General features: G+C 71.3%; 18 protein-coding genes. 9 read left to right on the forward strand and 9 right to left on the reverse strand.

Going from position 1 to position 18,098, the window contains the following annotated elements:
- Positions 1-14 precede the first annotated feature (14 nt).
- The 4 genes from nhaA (at position 15) to ACFZDL_RS30540 (ending at position 3,275) form a co-directional block, all read left to right on the forward strand.
- Entirely contained in the window at positions 15-1,406 is a 1,392-nt protein-coding gene (gene nhaA, locus ACFZDL_RS30525; RefSeq protein WP_353590368.1) for a Na+/H+ antiporter NhaA, read from the forward strand.
- A gap of 112 nt (positions 1,407-1,518) precedes the next feature.
- The gene (locus ACFZDL_RS30530; RefSeq protein WP_353590367.1) at positions 1,519-1,980 is read left to right on the forward strand and encodes a phage holin family protein; all 462 of its coding nucleotides are present in this window, start codon (positions 1,519-1,521) and stop codon (positions 1,978-1,980) included.
- A complete protein-coding gene (locus ACFZDL_RS30535; protein WP_353590366.1) occupies positions 1,977-2,903 on the forward strand; it encodes an alpha/beta hydrolase in 927 nt (308 codons plus the stop codon). The genes ACFZDL_RS30530 and ACFZDL_RS30535 overlap by 4 nt, the downstream gene beginning before the upstream one ends.
- A gap of 165 nt (positions 2,904-3,068) precedes the next feature.
- A complete protein-coding gene (locus ACFZDL_RS30540; protein ID WP_391192992.1) occupies positions 3,069-3,275 on the forward strand; it encodes a hypothetical protein in 207 nt (68 codons plus the stop codon).
- Between the two features lie 103 nt (positions 3,276-3,378).
- Here ACFZDL_RS30540 and ACFZDL_RS30545 read toward each other — a convergent pair whose 3' ends face one another.
- The 3 genes from ACFZDL_RS30545 to nth are packed head-to-tail and all read right to left on the reverse strand — an operon-like array spanning position 3,379 to position 6,245.
- Positions 3,379-4,578: a MarP family serine protease gene (locus tag ACFZDL_RS30545; RefSeq protein ID WP_353590365.1), complete on the reverse strand. Its 1,200-nt coding sequence runs from the start codon at positions 4,576-4,578 to the stop codon at positions 3,379-3,381.
- Between the two features lie 12 nt (positions 4,579-4,590).
- The gene (locus tag ACFZDL_RS30550) at positions 4,591-5,277 is read right to left on the reverse strand and encodes an NUDIX domain-containing protein (RefSeq protein ID WP_391192994.1); all 687 of its coding nucleotides are present in this window, start codon (positions 5,275-5,277) and stop codon (positions 4,591-4,593) included.
- Complete coding sequence (nth, locus tag ACFZDL_RS30555; protein ID WP_353590364.1) at positions 5,274-6,245, reverse strand: endonuclease III; 972 nt, start codon at positions 6,243-6,245, stop codon at positions 5,274-5,276. The genes ACFZDL_RS30550 and nth overlap by 4 nt, the downstream gene beginning before the upstream one ends.
- A gap of 249 nt (positions 6,246-6,494) precedes the next feature.
- Between nth and ACFZDL_RS30560 the strand changes: the two genes are divergently transcribed.
- On the forward strand, positions 6,495-7,169 hold the full coding sequence (locus tag ACFZDL_RS30560; protein ID WP_003981529.1) for a Crp/Fnr family transcriptional regulator: 675 nt from the start codon (positions 6,495-6,497) through the stop codon (positions 7,167-7,169).
- A 133-nt stretch (positions 7,170-7,302) separates the two neighbouring features.
- Here the strand turns inward: ACFZDL_RS30560 and ACFZDL_RS30565 are convergent, their stop codons facing one another.
- From ACFZDL_RS30565 to ACFZDL_RS30575, 3 genes are read right to left on the reverse strand one after another with little or no spacing between them, the layout of a single operon-like run.
- Positions 7,303-8,133 carry an MBL fold metallo-hydrolase gene (locus ACFZDL_RS30565; RefSeq protein ID WP_353590363.1) on the reverse strand — a complete coding sequence of 277 codons (831 nt, stop codon included), beginning with the start codon at positions 8,131-8,133 and terminating at the stop codon, positions 7,303-7,305.
- Positions 8,133-9,020, reverse strand: a complete 888-nt coding sequence (locus ACFZDL_RS30570; protein ID WP_353590362.1) for an NUDIX hydrolase — start codon at positions 9,018-9,020, stop codon at positions 8,133-8,135. Before ACFZDL_RS30570 ends, ACFZDL_RS30565 begins: the two co-directional genes overlap by 1 nt.
- A gap of 58 nt (positions 9,021-9,078) precedes the next feature.
- Positions 9,079-10,383: a hypothetical protein gene (locus tag ACFZDL_RS30575; protein WP_353590361.1), complete on the reverse strand. Its 1,305-nt coding sequence runs from the start codon at positions 10,381-10,383 to the stop codon at positions 9,079-9,081.
- 353 nt (positions 10,384-10,736) lie between these two features.
- Between ACFZDL_RS30575 and ACFZDL_RS30580 the strand changes: the two genes are divergently transcribed.
- Positions 10,737-11,531 (forward strand): VOC family protein, encoded by a 795-nt coding sequence (locus ACFZDL_RS30580; RefSeq protein WP_353590360.1) that lies wholly within the window; start codon positions 10,737-10,739, stop codon positions 11,529-11,531.
- 15 nt (positions 11,532-11,546) lie between these two features.
- On the opposite strand, the gene ACFZDL_RS30585 is transcribed toward ACFZDL_RS30580, so the two are convergent.
- Positions 11,547-12,011, reverse strand: coding sequence for a RidA family protein (locus ACFZDL_RS30585; protein WP_353590359.1), 465 nt, complete (start codon positions 12,009-12,011; stop codon positions 11,547-11,549).
- Positions 12,008-12,169: a DUF4177 domain-containing protein gene (locus tag ACFZDL_RS30590; RefSeq protein ID WP_014178397.1), complete on the reverse strand. Its 162-nt coding sequence runs from the start codon at positions 12,167-12,169 to the stop codon at positions 12,008-12,010. Before ACFZDL_RS30590 ends, ACFZDL_RS30585 begins: the two co-directional genes overlap by 4 nt.
- Positions 12,170-12,241: 72 nt before the next feature.
- Between ACFZDL_RS30590 and ACFZDL_RS30595 the strand changes: the two genes are divergently transcribed.
- Positions 12,242-13,219, forward strand: a complete 978-nt coding sequence (locus ACFZDL_RS30595) for an ArsA-related P-loop ATPase (protein ID WP_353590358.1) — start codon at positions 12,242-12,244, stop codon at positions 13,217-13,219.
- Positions 13,220-13,348: 129 nt separating this feature from the next.
- A complete protein-coding gene (locus tag ACFZDL_RS30600; RefSeq protein WP_353590357.1) occupies positions 13,349-14,785 on the forward strand; it encodes an ArsA-related P-loop ATPase in 1,437 nt (478 codons plus the stop codon).
- Between the two features lie 155 nt (positions 14,786-14,940).
- Here ACFZDL_RS30600 and ACFZDL_RS30605 read toward each other — a convergent pair whose 3' ends face one another.
- Complete coding sequence (locus ACFZDL_RS30605) at positions 14,941-15,276, reverse strand: WhiB family transcriptional regulator (RefSeq protein WP_043487364.1); 336 nt, start codon at positions 15,274-15,276, stop codon at positions 14,941-14,943.
- A 385-nt stretch (positions 15,277-15,661) separates the two neighbouring features.
- On the opposite strand from ACFZDL_RS30605, the gene ACFZDL_RS30610 reads away from it, so the two are divergent.
- Positions 15,662-17,947 carry a transglycosylase domain-containing protein gene (locus ACFZDL_RS30610; RefSeq protein ID WP_353590356.1) on the forward strand — a complete coding sequence of 762 codons (2,286 nt, stop codon included), beginning with the start codon at positions 15,662-15,664 and terminating at the stop codon, positions 17,945-17,947.
- Positions 17,948-18,098: the final 151 nt, after the last annotated feature.

Genomic DNA, 18,098 nt, shown 5'->3' on the forward strand with positions numbered 1-18,098 from the left:
CAGGAGGCTTCCCCGTGGCCGCGCCCATTCGCCGTAAGTTCCTCGGACGTCTGTCGCTGCCCGAGCGGACCTTCATCACCGACGCCCTGCGCACGGAGACTGTCGGCGGCATCATCCTGCTGGTCGCCGCCGTCACCGCGCTGCTGCTCGCCAACACCCCGCTCAGCGGCCTCTACCAGGACGTCAGGGACTTCTCCTTCGGCCCCGAGGCGCTGCATCTGCGGCTGTCGGTCGCCTCCTGGGCCGCGGACGGGCTGCTCACCGTCTTCTTCTTCGTGGCCGGCATCGAGCTCAAGCGCGAACTGGTCGCGGGCGAGCTGCGCGACCCCCGGGCGGCCGCGCTCCCTGTCGTGGCCGCGATATGCGGCATGGCCGTGCCCGCCCTCGTCTATGTGACCGCGGGCGCGGCCGGCGGCGGAAACCTCAGGGGCTGGGCGGTGCCCACCGCCACCGACATCGCCTTCGCCCTCGCCGTGCTCGCCGTCATCGGCACCGCCCTGCCCGCCGCCCTGCGCGCGTTTCTGCTCACCCTCGCGGTGGTGGACGACCTCGGCGCGATCCTGATCATCGCGATCTTCTACACGACGCATATCGACTTCGCCGCCCTGGGGCTCGCGGTCGCCGGTCTCGTCGTGTTCTGGACACTGCACCGCAAGGGCGTCCGCGGCGGATACATCTATGTCCCGCTGGCCTTGGTGATCTGGGCGCTGATGCATGCGAGCGGGGTGCATGCCACGATCGCCGGCGTCGCCATGGGCCTGATGCTGCGCTGCACCGTGCGCGAGGGCGAGGAGCGCTCCCCCGCCGAGCGTGTCGAGCACCGGATGCGCCCCCTGTCGGCCGGTCTCGCCGTCCCGCTGTTCGCCCTCTTCGCCGCCGGGGTCCCGGTCTCCGGCGGGGCCGTCGGGCAGGTCTTCACCCGCCCGGAGACGCTCGGCGTCGTCCTCGGCCTCGTCGTGGGCAAGACCATCGGCGTCTTCGGCGGCTCCTGGCTCGCCGCCCGCTTCACCAAGGCGGAGCTGAACGAGGATCTGGCCTGGGCGGATGTGTTGGCGATCGCCTCGCTCGCTGGGATCGGCTTCACCGTCTCCCTGCTCATCGGCGAGCTGGCCTTCCCCGCCGACCCCACGCTCGCCGCCGAGGTGAAGGCGGCGGTGCTCATCGGTTCGCTGCTCGCCGCGGTCGTGTCGGGCGTCCTGCTGAAGCTGCGTAACGACACCTACCGGAAGCTGTGCGAGGAAGAGGAACGGGACGAGGACCAGGACGGCATCCCCGACATCTATGAACTCGACAGCCCGGAGTACCACCTTCGGATGGCCGCGATCTACGAGGCCAGGGCCGCCGAGCACCGCCGACTTGCCGAAGTGGCCGCCGGGTCCGACGCCGGTGACGATGGTCCGGCATGATCTGAGAGGCTTGACAACCGCGGAGAAGAGCAGAAGACGTGGCAGACGCGGAAAAGACGACGCGTAAGACGTGCGGGACGCATAAGACGTGCGAGAGCAGAGGGAGATGGCGATGAGCGCAGCCGACGACGGCGGTAACCGCAGCCTCGGCCAGCTGGTGGCCACGGCGACCACCGAACTGTCCGCGCTGGTGCACGACGAGATCGCGCTGGCCAAGGTCGAATTCCGGGACAGCGCCCGGCGCACCCTGTTCGGCAGCGGCGCGGCCATCGCGGCCGGGGTGCTGATGCTGTTCTCGCTGCCGGTGCTGAGCTTCGCCCTCGCCTACGGTCTGCGCGCCTGGACCGGCCTCGGCCTCGCCTGGTGCTTTCTGATCGTGGGTGGCATCTACTGGCTGATCGCCACGATCCTCAGCGGCTTCGCGCTCGCCAAGTTCAAGAAGGTCAAGGCGCCGAAGAAGTCCATGGCCTCGGCCAAAGAGACGGCGGCCGTGCTGGGCAGCGTCAAGCCACACCCGCGCGCCGCGTCCAATGGCGGCCGCCCGGCACGGGATATGACACGCTCGACCGCATGACGGCCCCTGATACCTCCGCCTCGGTCGTACGGCCCGACGGGCCCTGGACCCACCGGGACGTCGCGGCCAACGGCGCACGCTTCCACATCGCCGAGCTGGGTGACGGCCCGCTGGTCCTGCTGCTGCACGGCTTCCCGCAGTTCTGGTGGGCCTGGCGGCATCAGCTGACCGCCCTGGCCGACGCCGGTTTCCGGGCGGTGGCGATGGATCTGCGCGGGGTGGGCGGGAGCGACCGTACGCCCCGGGGCTACGACCCGGCCAACCTCGCCCTCGACATCACCGGGGTGGTCCGCTCGCTCGGCGAGCCCGATGCCGCGCTCGTCGGGCATGACCTGGGCGGATACCTCGCCTGGACGGCCGCGGTGATGCGGCCGAAGCTGGTCCGGCGGCTCGCGGTGGCCTCGATGCCGCATCCGCGGCGCTGGCGCTCGGCCATGCTGAGGGACGTCAAGCAGAGCGCGGCGAGCTCATACGTATGGGGCTTCCAGCGGCCCTGGCTGCCCGAGCGGCAGCTGACCGCGGACGACGCGGCCCTGGTGGGGCGGCTGATCCGGGACTGGTCGGGGCCTCGGCTGCCCGAGGACCAGGCCGTGGAGACCTACCGGCGGGCGATGGTCATCCCGTCGACCGCACACTGCTCGATCGAGCCGTACCGCTGGATGGTGCGGTCGCTGGCGCGGCCGGACGGTTTCCAGTTCAACCGGCGGATGCGGCGGCCGGTGCGGGTGCCCACGCTGCATCTGCACGGGTCGCTCGACCCGGTGATGCGCACCCGCAGCGCGGCGGGTTCCGGGGAGTACGTGGAGGCGCCCTACCGCTGGCGCCTCTTCGACGGCCTCGGGCACTTTCCGCACGAGGAGGATCCGGTCGCCTTCTCCACCGAGCTGATCAACTGGCTCAAGGACCCCGAGCCCGACCGCTGAGGCCACCCGCCGCCCTGCCGCGTACCCGCCGCAGACGTGGTGTCGACCGGCCGCCGACGCGCTGAGCGAACATCTGTTTCTCGAACGGCCACTTGCCTGGAGCATAGGCCAATTGCCGCAGCCAGGGGCGATTACGGACCTTGGGCCCCGGGCAGAGACCCATGTATGGGCTGGACGCACGACTACCGTGACGCACCAAGCGACCGCGGCTCCGAAGCCGCCGCTGCTGCCAACACCGCGCTGAGCGTTTCCGAGCGGGGCGGTCCCGGGCCTTCCACAGGCCATGACCCCGATATGGGGATCCCTCGCATCATCCGCCGCAGGGCCCGCTGGGTCTCGGCCCGGCTGCGCCATCCACGCGGCCGTCAGTAGCGGCCGCTCCCACAGCGCGCCGTCACCCTCACTCGCGCCGTAACACTCACTGTGGCCGCGAGGCTGCTCGCGGCCACAGACGAACAATCAGCGGGGCCGGCTGCTACAGCGCGCATCCGCGGGTGTCCACCGGGGCCTGGGCCGTGCGGCCCTGCTCGACGTCCTGGCGCACCTCGTCCGCGGTCAGCGCGTAACCGGTGTCCGCGTTGTCGAGGGACTTGGCGAAGACCACGCCGTACACCCTGCCCTGCGGGGTGAGCAGCGGGCCGCCGGAGTTGCCCTGCCGCACGGTCGCGAACAGTGAGTAGACATCGCGGTGCACATTGCCGTCGTGGTAGATGTCCGGGCCGTTGGCCTCGATACGGTCGCGGACGCGGGCCGCACGCACGTCAAAGGCGCCGTTCTCGGGGAATCCGGCGACGATCGCGCCGTCACCGCTGCGCGCGTCGCCCTCGGCGAACTTCAGCGCGGGCGCGTTCAGCGAGGGCACGTCCAGGACGGCGATGTCGCGCTTCCAGTCGTAGAGCACGACCCTCGCCTCGTAGAGCCGGCCTTCGCCGCCTATCTGCACGGTCGGGTGGTCGACCCCGCCGACGACATGGGCGTTGGTCATCACCCGATGCCGGGCGAAGACGAAGCCGGAGCCCTCCAGGACCTTGCCGCAGCTGGGGGCGGTGCCGACGACCTTCACGATGCTCTGCTTGGCGTTCGTGGCCACCGGGCTCTCGGCGAGCGCCTGGTCCGGCGCCGGCACGGAGGTGATCGGCTCGTTCGAGAAGGGCGAGAAGACCTGCGGGAAGCCGTTCTGCGCGAGCACCGAGCGGAAATCGGAGAACCAGGTGGTCGCCTCGTCCGGCACCACCCGGGAGACCCCGAACAGCACCTTGGAGTTATTGACCTCCTTGCTCACGGTGGGCAGCGAGGAGCCGGCCAGGTAGTAGCCGATCAGCCAGGCGACCAGGAGCATCGCCACCACGTTGACCAGCGCGCCGCCGGTCGCGTCCAGGGCGCGCGCCGGTGACCAGGTGATGTGACGGCGCAGCTTGTTGCCCAGGTGGGTGGTGGCGGCCTGGCCGACCGAGGCGAACACGATCACCAGCACGACCGCCATGATCGCGCCGAAGGTGCCCGGGGACGCCCGATCGGTGGTGCCGTCCCAGATCACCGGCAGCAGGTAGACCGCGGCGAGGCCACCACCGATGAACCCGATCACCGACAGAACGCCGACGACGAAGCCCTGGCGGTAACCGACGACCGCGAACCACACGGCGGCGAGCAGCAGCAGGATGTCCAGCACATTCACCGGGACACCGTCTCATGCACGCCAGTCGAGCGGGACGCGGTTGTCACGGTTCCAAGGTCTTTCCCAGCCCGCGAAGTGCAAGATCCGGTCAATCACTCCGGCCGTGAATCCCCAGACCAGAGCCCCTTCGACGAGGAAGCAGGGCCCGGTGTGCCCGCTCGGGTGGACTGTGGTCGCCCGATGCGCCGGGTCCGTGAGATCCGCCACGGGAACGGTGAAGACCCGGGCCGTCTCGGCGGGGTCGACGGGCCGGATCGGGCTGGGTTTGCGCCACCAGCCGAGCACCGGGGTCACCACGAAGCCGCTCACCGGGATGTAGAGCCGCGGCAGCACCGCGAAGACCTGCACCCCGGCCGGGTCAAGGCCCGTCTCCTCCTCGGCCTCGCGCAGCGCCGCGCGCACCGGGCCGGCCCCTTCCGGATCGCCGTCCTCCGGGTCGAGCGCGCCCCCGGGGAAGGAGGGCTGACCCGCGTGTGAGCGCAGCGAGCTCGCACGCTCCAGGAGCAGCAGCTCGGGCCCGCGGTCGCCCTCCCCGAACAGCACCAGTACGGCGGAGGGGCGGCCGCCGCCACGCGCGGGCGGCAGAAACCGGCTCAGCTGCCGGGCCTCCACCGTCTCCGCGACACGGGCCACGGGCATCAGCCACTCGGGCAGCCCGTCACTGGTCACACCGGCCACGCCGCCGTACGTGCTCGTCACTCGGCGGCCTCCGCGGCAGCGGCCGACCCCGGGGAAGCGGCGGCATCCACGGGAGCGGCCGCGTCCGGGGAAGCCGCGGCCCCCAGGGACGCCCCCAGAGGGGCGGCGGCCCGGCCCGGATAGTCGGCCGGCGGCCGCAGACGCTGCCCCGGCTGGCCGCCCAGCTCGTACTTCAGCAGCTTCTTCGCCTTGTCCGGATCCGTCTCCCCCTCCCCGTACGACGGGCACAGCGGGGCGATCGGGCAGGCGCCGCAGGCGGGCTTGCGCGCATGGCAGACGCGGCGGCCGTGGAAGATGATCCGGTGCGAGAGCATCGTCCACTCGCTCTTCGGGAAGAGCGCGGCGATCTCCGCCTCGACCTTCTCCGGATCCTCCTGGGCGGTCCACTTCCAGCGCCGCACCAGCCGCCCGAAGTGAGTGTCCACGGTCAGCCCCGGCACCCCGAAGGCGTTTCCGAGGACCACATTGGCCGTTTTGCGCCCCACGCCCGGCAGCGTCACCAGGTCCTCCAGGCGGCCGGGCACCTCGCCCCCGAAGCGGTCCCGCAGCGCGGCGGACAGCCCCAGCAAGGACTTCGCCTTGGCCCGGAAGAAGCCCGTCGGCCGGATCAGCTGCTCCAGCGCCTCAGGGTCGGCCGCGGCCATGTCCTCGGGCGTCGGGCAGGCGGCGAACAGGGCGGGGGTGGTCTGGTTGACCCGCAGATCGGTGGTCTGGGCGGACAGGACCGTGGCGACCAGCAGCTGGAAGGGGTTCTCGAAGTCCAGCTCGGGGTGCGCGTACGGATAAACCTCGGCGAGCTCGCGGTTGATCCGGCGGGCCCGGCGGACGAGGGCGAGCCGGGATTCGGGGCGGGCGGCGGCGGCCTTGCGCGGTCTTCCGGCGTCGGCGGCTTTGGCGGCTTTTGTCTGCTTAGCTGTTTTGTGTGGATTTGCCGTTTCCGCTGGCTCGGCCGAGCCTTGTTCGCCCACAGCGGAATTACGAGGTGCACTCACCCGTCCGGCCCCCTTGCCCCGTGCTTTCACCGGCCTATTGGACACCCAGCCAGCCTAAGCCCCGGCACTGACATACGCTCCGACCGCAGGAAAGAGCCGCTCAATAGGACCCCTGCCGTACAGTGCCGCAGGCAGGTGCGTCAAACTTGTGATTGATCGCACTGTTTTACCGTCCGGCATCATGGGGACGACGGTCCCCTGTGCATGTCGACAAGGAGAGATCTCGTGGACGACGTTCTGCGGCGCGCCCCGCTCTTCGCGGCGCTCGATGACGAGCAGGCCGCTGAGCTGCGCGCCTCCATGGGAGAGGTCACCCTCGCGCGCGGTGACGCCCTCTTCCACGAAGGGGACCCCGGCGACCGCCTGTACGTGGTCACCGAGGGCAAGGTGAAGCTCCACCGCACCTCTCCCGACGGCCGCGAGAACATGCTGGCCGTGCTCGGTCCCGGCGAGCTGATCGGCGAGCTGTCGCTCTTCGACCCCGGCCCGCGTACCGCCACCGCCACCGCCCTCACCGAGGTCAAGCTGCTCGGCCTCGGCCACGGCGACCTGCAGCCGTGGCTGAACGCCCGGCCCGAGGTCGCCACGGCGCTGCTGCGCGCGGTCGCCCGGCGCCTGCGCAAGACCAACGACCAGATGTCCGACCTGGTCTTCTCGGATGTCCCCGGGCGTGTCGCCCGCGCCCTGCTCGACCTCTCGCGCCGCTTCGGCGTGCAGTCGGAGGAGGGCATCCACGTCGTCCACGACCTCACGCAGGAGGAGCTGGCCCAGCTGGTCGGCGCCTCGCGCGAGACGGTCAACAAGGCGCTCGCCGACTTCGCGGGCCGCGGCTGGCTGCGGCTGGAGGCGCGCGCGGTGATCCTGCTGGACGTCGAGCGGCTCGCCAAGCGGTCCCGCTGACGCGTACGACGTACGACGTACGAGGAGGGCCCTCGCCGGATTCCCCGGCGAGGGCCCTCCTCATGCTGCGGGCCGTGCGTGGCCGTCCTCGGATCAGCCCGTGGCCGTTCCTCGGATCAGCCCGCGCCCGGCCTCAGATCAGCCCGTGCTCGCTCAGATAGTCCAGTTGGGCGCGGACCGACAGCTCCGCCGCCGGCCACAGCGACCGGTCCACATCCGCGTACACATGCGCCACGACCTCTGAGGGCGTGCGGTAGCCGCTCTCCACGGCCGTCTCGACCTGCGCCAGCCGGTTGGCCCGGTGGGCGAGGTAGTACTTTACCGCGCCCCGCGCGTCGTTCAGCACCGGCCCGTGGCCCGGCAGCACGGTGCTCACCCCGTCGTCCACTGTCAGCGAGCGCAGCCGCCGCAGCGAGTCCAGATACTCGCCGAGCCGCCCGTCCGGGTGCGCCACCACCGTCGTGCCGCGCCCCAGCACCGTGTCGCCGGTCAGGACCGCGGCGTCCGCCGGGAGGTGGAAGCAGAGCGAGTCGGCCGTGTGGCCGGGCGTGGGCACCACCCGCAGCTCCAGCCCGCCGGTGGTTATGACGTCGCCCGCCCCCAGGCCCTCCTCCCCCAGCCGCAGCGCCGGGTCCAGGGCCCGTACGCGCGTACGCGTCAGCTCGGCGAAGCGCGCCGCGCCGTCGGCGTGGTCCGGGTGGCCGTGGGTGAGCAGGGTCAGCGCGACCCGCTTGCCCGCCTGCTCCGCCGTGGCCATGACCTCCTTGAGGTGGTCGTCGTCGAGTGGGCCCGGATCGATGACGACGGCCAGGTCGGAGTCCGGCTCGGCGACGATCCAGGTGTTGGTGCCGTCGAGCGTCATCGGGGAGGGGTTCGGCGCGAGGACACACACCGCCCGGTCGGTGGCCGGGCCGTCGATGGGGCCGCCTCGCGGCTGGCCGGGCAAGGATGCCGCGTACGTCATCAGGTCGCTCCCCCCGTGGGGCCCGTGGGAATGTGCTTGGTGAATTCGTCATGGCCCGGCCAGCTCAGGACGACCTGGCCGTCCTCCACCCGCGCCCGCGCCAGTACGGGCGTGAGATCTTGGTCCGGGGCCGCCGCCAGTACCTCCGCGACCGCCCCGTACGGCTCCAGCTCGCGCAGGGTCGCGATGGTCGGCGGCATCATCAGCAGCTCGCCCCGGTCGTACCCGGCGGCCGCCTCGGCGGGCCGGATCCAGACGGTGTGGTCCGCCTCGGTCGAGGCGTTACGGGTGCGCTGGCCGTGCGGCAGGGCGGCCGCGAAGAACCAGGTGTCGTAGCGGCGCGGCTCGAACTCGGGGGTGATCCAGCGGGCCCAGCACCCGAGCAGATCCGAACGGAGCACGAGCCCGCGGCGGTCAAGGAAGTCGGCGAAGGACAGCTCCCGGGCGACCAGCGCCGCGCGGTCCCTGTCCCAGTCGTCGCCGGTCGTGTCCGCGACGACCGTGTGCGGCGTCGGGCCCGCGAGCAGCACGCCCGACTCCTCGAAGGTCTCCCGGACCGCCGCGCACACGATGGCCTGGGCCGCCGTCCCGTCGTCCTCCGAGAGTCCCAGCCGCCGCGCCCACTCCCGGCGCGAGGGCCCGGCCCAGGCCACCCCGCGCTCGTCACGCGGGTCCACCGAGCCGCCCGGATACGCGTACGCCCCGCCGGCGAAGGCCATGGAGGTCCGTCTGCGCAGCATGTGCACGGCGGGGCCCCCGGCCCCGTCGCGCAGCAGCATCACGGTGGCGGCCCGGCGCGGGGTCACCGGGGTGAGCTCGCCGGTCGCCAGCTGTCGGATGCGCTCCGGCCAGTCGGACGGATACCACTGACCATTCGTAGTGGACATGGCCGGATGCTATGCGCTGGCGCGCGGATGTTCGAGGGGCCGGGGGCGGCGCGCCGCCTCAGGGCGCGGTGAAACGGAATACCTGGTCCTCCGCGCCGCTACAGGGGGCCTGGATCGCCTCGGCACCCTCCGTACGGGGCGGCTGGATCCCGATGCACAGCCCGCTGTGGACGGGACGCAGCCGGAACCCGCCGTGGGACGGCTCCAGCCGGAACTTCATGTTGTCGGCGTACGAGCAGGGGCGCGGGGTGAGCAGGTCGCCCGGGTCGCTTCCGTCGACGCTCAGACAGCCGAGCCCCTTGTTCACATCGGGGTGGTCCCACTGGATGCGGTAGACGCCGTCGCCGACCGCGTCCAGCGACACGTGGGGCAGCGGGACCTCGGCGCACGGCATCTGGGCGGCGACCTCCCGGGGCTGGGGGTTCTTTCGTTCCTGGCCCTCGGTCAGGCAGAGGCCGGGGGCCGAGAGGGGATGCATCAGCGTCGGGCCCGCGGCGGGCAGCCGGGGCTTGGAGGCGGTGCTCGTGGCCGTCGGCTCGGGTTTCTTCGACGGGGAGGCGTCGTGGGTCGCGGGCGGGGCGTCGTCGTCGGCGACGGGCTCCTTGGTGTCCGGCGTCTTTGAGGTGTCCGGCGTGTTTGAGGTATCCGAGGCGTCCGAAGGCGCGTCGGACACCTTGGACGACCCGCCGCTCGATGAGCTGGAGCCGGCCCCGGGCCGGGCGTCGGGGCCGCCGCCGTCGGAGCCGGAGAACGGCCAGTAGGCCAGCAGCAGCACCCCGAGAGCGGCGGCCAGCCCCACCGCGACGGTGGGCAGATACCGCTTTCTCCAGGCCGAGCCGGATGCGGGCTCCCCGGGTGCCGGGCCTGGCCCCTCGCCGGAGGCGAGCACCTCGGTGACCTCGGCCGCCTCGCTCACGTCGGCCGGACGGCTGATCTTGTGGCTCCGCTCGTCCGGGTCGGGCGGCGTGGGGCTGCCCCCGGGCCGGGCGGCGCCGGCTGAGGCGGGCACGGGCGCGGGCGCGTGCCCGGATGTGGCGTCGGAGTCCGGCGCGGCAGCGTCTGGCGGGGCCGAGGCGGCCCCGGAACCGGCTATGGACAGCCGCCGACGGGCCGCCAGCCATACGGCCACGGTCTCCTCGTCCCCTCCGCACGCCCGTACGTACGCGGCGAGAAGCTGTTCCCTGGGCAGGTCGTCCCGGCTGAGCGCGCCCGAAATGGTGGCGCGTGGCAGCACATCCCCGGCGGCCTCCGCGTTACGCTCCAGCTGGCGGTAGCTCAGATCGGCCCAGCTGCGCAACTGCCGCATCGCGACGACGAACTCGGCTGTCGTACGTGCCGCCTTCGGGTCAGGCCCCGACTCCATGACCGCTCCTATGCGTTCAGGCTGTCCAAGCAGCCTAATGCGCATACGAGTTGGCCAGGGCATGTCTACGGACGACGTGTTCACGGTGAGGCGTTCCCCTCGTCTCAGGATCCGATGTGGCGGTAGGCGACAACCTGCGAGGACGGGGGCAGCGGCACGCACCGCGGCGGCCACGCCGTGCTCTACATCGGGGCCGACGCCACGTCCGACCTGGTCACAGGTGAGCCCCGGACCGCTCGGCGCGCCCGGCCGCGCCCGGCACAGGCGCCGGAGGGCGGATGTCAGTGGCGGGTGTCACCCTGGCTGCATACGGACCTGCGAGGGGGAAGCCACCGACGGAGAAGGGAAGCGCCATGATCACCACGGACTTCGTGCCCGGCTCCGCGTGCTGGCTCGATCTCGGGGCGCCCGATGTCGCCGCCGCGGCCCGCTTCTACGGCTCGGTTCTCGGCTGGCAGCTCGGGCCCCCGGAGCCGGGGGCGGACGGTTACGGCATCTTCCGGCTGGACGGAAAGAGCGTCGGCGGCCTGGGCCCGCTCACCGAGGAGGGGGCCCGCTCAGCCTGGATGATCTACTTCCAGACCCCCGACGCGGAGGCCACGGCAGCGGCGGTGGAGCGGTCCGGCGGCTCCGTACGGGTCGCCCCGCGCGACGCGAACGGCGAGGGTCTGATGGCGCAGCTGACCGATCCGCAGGGCGGCCAGTTCGCCGTCTGGCAGCCGGCGACGATACGCGGCCTGGAAGCGGTGGACGTGCCCGGCTCCCTCTCCTGGATCGAGCTGTACACGACGGACGCGGCCGCCGCGAAGGAGTTCTACGGTTCGCTCTTCGGCTGGCAGACCCAGGACATGCCGCTACCGGGTGAAGGCGGCGCGTACACGCTGATCACCCCGGCCGGCCTGGGCCCCGAGCGCGCGCAGGGCGGCATCATGGGGCTCCCGGCGGATCATCTGGCGCTCAGCGGCGGCCGCCCGTACTGGCACCCGGTGTTCGCGGTCGCGGACTGCGACGCCACCCTCGTCAAGGTCACCGAGGGCGGCGGCAGCGTGCAGATGGGCCCGGTCGACATGCCGGACGTGGGGCGGCTGGCCGTCTGCCTCGACCCGTCCGGCGCGGACTTCGTGGCGCTCGCCCCGGCGCCCGGATGAACCCCCGGTGCGGACCTAGTCCGCGACCTCGACCTGGATCTCGACCTCGACGGGGGCGTCCAGCGGCAGCACCGCCACGCCCACGGCGCTGCGGGCGTGCACCCCCGCCTCGCCCAGCGCCTCGCCCAGCAGCTCGCTCGCGCCGTTGACGACGCCCGGCTGCCCGGTGAAGTCCGGCGCCGAGGCGACGAAGCCCACGACCTTCACGACCCGTACGACCTTGTCCAGGTCGCCGACGGTCGACTTGACCGCGGCCAGGGCGTTCAGCGCGCAGATCCGCGCCAGCTCCTTGGCCTCCTCCGGCGTCACCTCGGCGCCGACCTTGCCGGTCACGCCGAGCTTGCCCTCGACCATGGGCAGCTGGCCCGAGGTGTACACATACGCCCCGGAGCGGACCGAGGGCACGTACGAGGCGAGCGGAGCCGCGACCTCCGGCAGGGTCAGGCCCAGCTCGGCGAGCTTGTCCTCGACCGCGCTCATGCTGCCTTCTCCCGCTTGAGGTAGGCCACCAGCTGCTCGGGGTTGTTGGGCCCCGGCACGACCTGGACGAGCTCCCAGCCGTCCTCGCCCCAGGTGTCCAGAATCTGCTTCGTGGCGTGTACGAGCAGCGGCACGGTCGCGTATTCCCACTTGGTCATAGGGCCGACTGTAATGCCTGTCTGCCGGGGCCTGGTGCGTAGCCCGGACGACGACTGGTTAGGCTCCCCAGTGTGAGCAGGCTCCATGTCGTCAGTGGCAAGGGCGGAACCGGCAAGACCACGGTCGCCGCGGCACTCGCGCTGGCCCTCGCGGCCGACGGCAGGCGAACCCTGCTGGTCGAGGTCGAAGGGCGCCAGGGCATCGCACAACTCTTCGAGACCGAGGCGCTGCCCTACGAGGAGCGGAAGATCGCCGGCGCGCCGGGCGGCGGTGAGGTGCACGCGCTCGCCATCGACCCCGAGTTCGCGCTCCTCGACTACCTCCACATGTTCTACAAGCTGGGTTCGGCCGGGCGGGCGCTGAAGAAGCTCGGCGCGATCGACTTCGCGACCACCATCGCCCCGGGGCTGCGGGACGTCCTGCTGACCGGCAAGGCGTGCGAGGCGGTGCGCCGCAAGGGCAAGGACGGCCGCTTCGTCTACGACTCCGTCGTGATGGACGCGCCGCCGACCGGCCGGATCACCCGCTTTCTGAACGTCAACCACGAGGTGGCGGGGCTGGCCAGGACCGGCCCGATACACAATCAGGCGCAGGCCGTGATGCGCGTGCTGAAGTCCCCCGAGACGGCGGTCCACATGGTCACGCTGCTGGAGGAGATGCCGGTCCAGGAGACCGCGGACGGCATCGGGGAGCTGCGCACCGACGGCCTGCCGACCGGCGCGGTCATCATCAACATGGTGCGGCCCGCGATCCTCGACCACGCGGCCGTCGACGCCGCCGCCGACGGCCAGCGCGCCGCCGTCGCCAAGGCCCTGTCCCAGGCGGGGCTGGGCGGCGCGCGCCGCGGTGGGCTCGCCGAGCGCCTGGTGGACCCGCTGCTGGAGCAGGCCCGTGAACACGCGGAGCGGGTCGCCCTGGAGCGGGCGCAGCGGGCGGAGCTGACGGGCCTGGAGCTGCCCCTGTACGAGCTGGAGCTGCTCACCGACGGCGTCGACCTGGCCGGCCTGTACCGGCTCGCAGCGGATCTGCGCAAGCAGTGGCCGATGTGAGCCGCACGGGCGACGGCGGCGACACGAGCAGCGCAATCCACACAATCGGCGCAATCAGCATGAACGGTACGAGCGGGCGGTACGCGTCGGGACGCGCCGTACGCGCCGTATGCAGGAGGCGGTAGAAGCATGGACATGGCACCGCGGCTGGACACCGACGCACTGCTGGCCGACCCCGGGACCCGCATCGTCGTGTGCTGCGGCTCCGGCGGCGTCGGCAAGACCACGACGGCCGCCGCCCTGGGCGTACGGGCCGCGGAGCGCGGCCGTAAGGCCGTCGTCCTCACCATCGACCCGGCCCGTCGGCTCGCGCAGTCGATGGGCATCGACGCGCTGGACAACGTGCCGCGCCGGGTCGAGGGCATCGACGGCGCGGCGGGCGGCGAGCTGCACGCCATGATGCTGGACATGAAGCGGACCTTCGACGAGTTCGTCGAGGCGCACGCCGACCCCGAGCGCGCCCGCGCGATCCTGGCCAACCCCTTCTACCAGTCACTTTCGGCCGGTTTCGCGGGCACGCAGGAGTACATGGCCATGGAGAAGCTCGGCCAGCTGCGGGCCCGCGACGAGTGGGACCTGATCATCGTCGACACGCCGCCGAGCCGGTCGGCGCTGGACTTCCTGGACGCGCCCAAACGCCTCGGCTCCTTCCTGGACGGGAAGTTCATCAAGGTCCTGATGGCCCCGGCGAAGGTCGGCGGCAGGGCGGGGATGAAGTTCCTGAACGTGGGCGTGTCGATGATGACCGGCACCGTCAGCAAGGTCCTGGGCGGACAGCTGATGCGCGACGTACAGACCTTCGCCGCCGCCATGGACACGATGTTCGGTGGCTTCCGCACCCGCGCGGAGGCCACCTACCGGCTGCTGCAGGCGCCGGGCACGGCCTTCCTGGTGGTGGCGGCCCCGGAGCGGGACGCGCTGCGCGAGGCGGCGTACTTCGTGGAGCGGCTGGCCGCGGACCGGATGCCGCTGGCGGGGCTGGTGCTGAACCGGGTGCACGGGAGCGGTGCCGCGCAGCTCTCGGCGGAGCGGGCACTGGCGGCCGCGGAGACGCTGTCCCTGGGGCTGGCAGAGGCATCGGGCGCGCCTGCCCCGGCGGGCGAGGCAAACCCGGTAGGCGAGGCAAACCCGGCAGGTCCGGCCGGTCCGGAGGACCCCGCGGACCCGGTGGAAGAGGCACACGAGGCGGACGGGGTCGAGGACGCGCCCCACACCGCCAACAGCCGAGAAAATCTTGCCGAAGACGGCATTGTCGACCCCGGTTCAGGGCATGCTCAAGAGCAGAACGCCTCAGCGGCGCGCGACTCCTCGGCATCTGACCCCGACGGCTCCCCCACGTCGGCAGAGAGGCTCGCCGTGGGGCTGCTCCGGCTGCACGCGGAGCGGATGCAGGTGCTCGCCCGAGAGCAGCGCACACACCATCGCTTCACGACGCTGCACCCCGAGGTTCCCGTGGCGGAAGTGGCCGCGCTCCCCGGCGACGTACATGACCTCGCGGGGCTGCGGGCGATCGGCGAGCGCCTGGCAGAGCAGCCAGAGCGGCAGCCCGAGAGCGCGGCGGGGTAGCCGTGCGGGGCGCGAAGGCACCCCGAACTCAGCGCCTGGCCCCACCTGGGTTGTGACGTGGTGATGAGAGAAACGAGACGTCACACCGCCAGGACTGGCTGACGGCCCAGGAGCCTTCGGCTGTCAGCCCCCGACCGCCAACCGCCGGTCGTCTGCTACCCGACGGCTGCGAAGCGCTCGTATTCCTCGTCGTCGAGCGGCAGGATGCCCGCCCCGCGCTCGTACTCAAGGCGCGCGGTCTCCAGCAGCCGGCGCCAGGAGGTGACCGTGGGACGGCGGCGCAGCAGCGCCCTCCGCTCACGCTCGGTCATTCCACCCCATACGCCGAACTCGACGCGGTTGTCGAGCGCGTCGGCAAGGCACTCGGTGCGCACCGGACACCCGGTGCAGACCGCTTTGGCCCTGTTCTGTGCCGCGCCTTGAACAAATAGTTCATCTGGATCAGTCGTGCGGCAGGCGGCCTGCGCACTCCAGTCGGTTACCCAGCCCATGCTGGCGCCGTCCTCTCCCGATTCGGAGCTCCCCCACGGCGACAAACGGCATATTCACCGTCGCCAGTTGAGGACGTTACGGAAGGCGGACAGGGTGCAACACCCCCTGCGGGCCCAATCTTGGATGGCCCGAACGGACTATGGGTACGCGGCAGATCACCCAACGGAGTGAGCTGGCGACATGTGCGACTTCCCGCACAAATAGGGGCAGTTCACCCGCACCAAAAGGGGCGAGACAAGACACGAAACGACAAACAGGGCAGGTCTCATCACTCACTTGAGTGAGAGGGGGGATGGTGCTCGACCGCACCGGAGTGACTGGCGTGAATCAGCGTATGCGAACAGGTGGTCCCCTGTCCGGCGATTCGCCACGTAGGCTGCCTCCATGGGTAACAAGCGTTCGGGCGGGGGCGTGGCCTCCCCCGCTCAGCAGGCCGCGAAGTTCCTCGGCGTCAGCGTGCTCGCGGGAGCGGTGCTGGCCGGGCTTGCGCTGCCCGCCGTCGGCGCGATCGGCCTCGCGGCCAAGGGAACGGTCGAGCAATTCGACGAGATTCCAGCCAATCTCAAAAGGCCACCGCTCAGCGAGCGGACCACCATCCTCGACGCCAAGGGCGGCGAGATCGCGAAGGTCTACTCCCGCGACCGCACCATCGTGGACCTCAAGGACATCTCGCCGTACATGCGCAAGGCGATCGTCGCGATCGAGGACGCGCGCTTCTACGAGCACGGGGCGATCGACCTCAAGGGTGTGCTGCGCGCGCTCAACAAGAACGCGCAGGACGGCGGCGTCTCGCAGGGCGCCTCCACGCTCACCCAGCAGTACGTCAAGAACGTCTTCGTGGAGGAGGCGGGCAACGACGAGAAGGCGGTCGCCGAGGCCCAGAAGCAGTCCGTCGGCCGCAAGATCAAGGAGCTGAAGTACGCGATACAGGTCGAGAAGGAGCTGGGCAAGAAGCGGATCCTGCAGAACTACCTCAACATCACCTTCTTCGGCCAGCAGGCCTACGGTGTCGAGGCCGCTTCCCAGCGCTACTTCAGCAAGCACGCCAAGGACCTGAACCTGGAGCAGGCCGCGATGCTGGCCGGTCTCGTCCAGTCGCCCAGCAGCTACGACCCGGTCAACAACGCGGAGGTGGCCAAGGCCCGCCGCGACACCGTGCTGCAGCGCATGGCCGATGTGAAGGACATCACCCAGGCCCAGGCCGACGCGGCGAAGAAGAAGCCCCTCGGGCTCAAGGTCAGCTCGCCCAAGAACGGCTGCATCACAGCCGTGAGCGGCGCCGGGTTCTTCTGTGACTACGTCCGCGAGGTCTTCCTCAACGACCCGGTCTTCGGCAAAACCCGCGAGGAGCGCTCCCAGCGCTGGAACCGCGGCGGTCTGACGATCCGTACGACCCTGGACCCGAAGGCCCAGGAGTCGGTCCAGAACTCGATCAAGGCCCATGTCTACAAGGACGACCCGGTCGCCACCGCCGTCACGCTCGTCGAGCCCGGCACCGGCAAGGTGGTCGCCATGGGCCAGTCCAGGCCGTACGGCTTCGGGGCCAACGAGCTGACGATCAACCTGTCCGCGGACAAGGCCATGGGCGGCTCGAACTACGGCTTCCAGGTCGGCTCGACGTTCAAGCCGATCACCGCCGCGGCCGCCCTCGAACAGGGCAAGAGGCCGTACCAGCGCTACTCGTCCCCGTACGACATGGACTACCCGAGCCCGGTGTCCACCTGCAACGGCACGTGGTCCAACACCGAGGGCGCGACCGTGGAGAACGAGGACCCGAGCGAGAAGGGCCCGTACGCCCTGAGGGAGGCGCTCGCGAAGTCGATCAACACCTACTTCGTGCAGATGATCAGTGACATCGGCGTCTGCCCGGTCACCGAGATGGCCGAGAAGATGGGTGTGAAGCGCGCCGACGGCAAGAAGCTCAACCAGGTGCCCGCCATCACCCTCGGCACCGACGGCTTCTCGCCGCTGACGATGGCCAACGCGTACGCGACCTTCGCCAACCGCGGCGTCTACTGCACCCCGGTCTTCATCGAGTCGATCACCGGCCCGGGCGGCAAGGCCCTCGAGGTCCCCAAGTCCTCGTGCACGCGCGCCATGTCGGAGAAGACCGCCGACACCATGAACACCCTGCTGCGCGGCGTCGTCGAGGACGGCACCGGCAAGAAGGCGGGCCTGGCGAACCGCCCGAGCGCCGGTAAGACGGGTACGACCGACGAGCGCAAGGCCGCCTGGTTCGTCGGCTACACCCCGAACCTCGCCGGCGCGGTCTGGGTCGGCGGCTCCGGCTCCAAGGGCGTCAAGATGGAGAACATCACGATCGGCGGCGTCCCCCACGACAAGGTCTACGGCGCCGACACCCCCGGCCCCATCTGGAAGGACGCCATGAGCGGCGCCCTGGAGGGCAAGCCGACGGAGGAATTCGTCACCGTGCCGATCAAGGACCCGAACGAGAAGCCCCGCGACAACGACGACGACAAGGGCCACGGCGACAAGCCGGGCGGCGACAACGGCGGGAACAACGGCGGCGACAACCCGTGGCCGGACATCACCCTCCCGCCGGACGTGATCGGCGGCGGCGGGGACGACGGCTGGCCCGGCGGCAACCGGGGCGGAGGCGGCAACGGCGGGAACGGGAACGGCAACAGCAACGGCTGGAACTTCCCGTAGCGCGTGGCTCTCAGCCAAGCCAGGCAGGACAAAGAAGCGGGGCCCGCCCCCCGCCCGGCCCCCGGGCACCCGGTTGCGCGCGCCCCCCCGCCCCCCCGGGGCGCGGCCCCCCCGCCCGGCCCGGCCCCCCCCCGCGCACCCCCCGGCGCGC

The sequence above is a fragment of the Streptomyces sp. NPDC007917 genome, assembly GCF_042959105.1.
Lineage (GTDB): Bacteria > Actinomycetota > Actinomycetes > Streptomycetales > Streptomycetaceae > Streptomyces.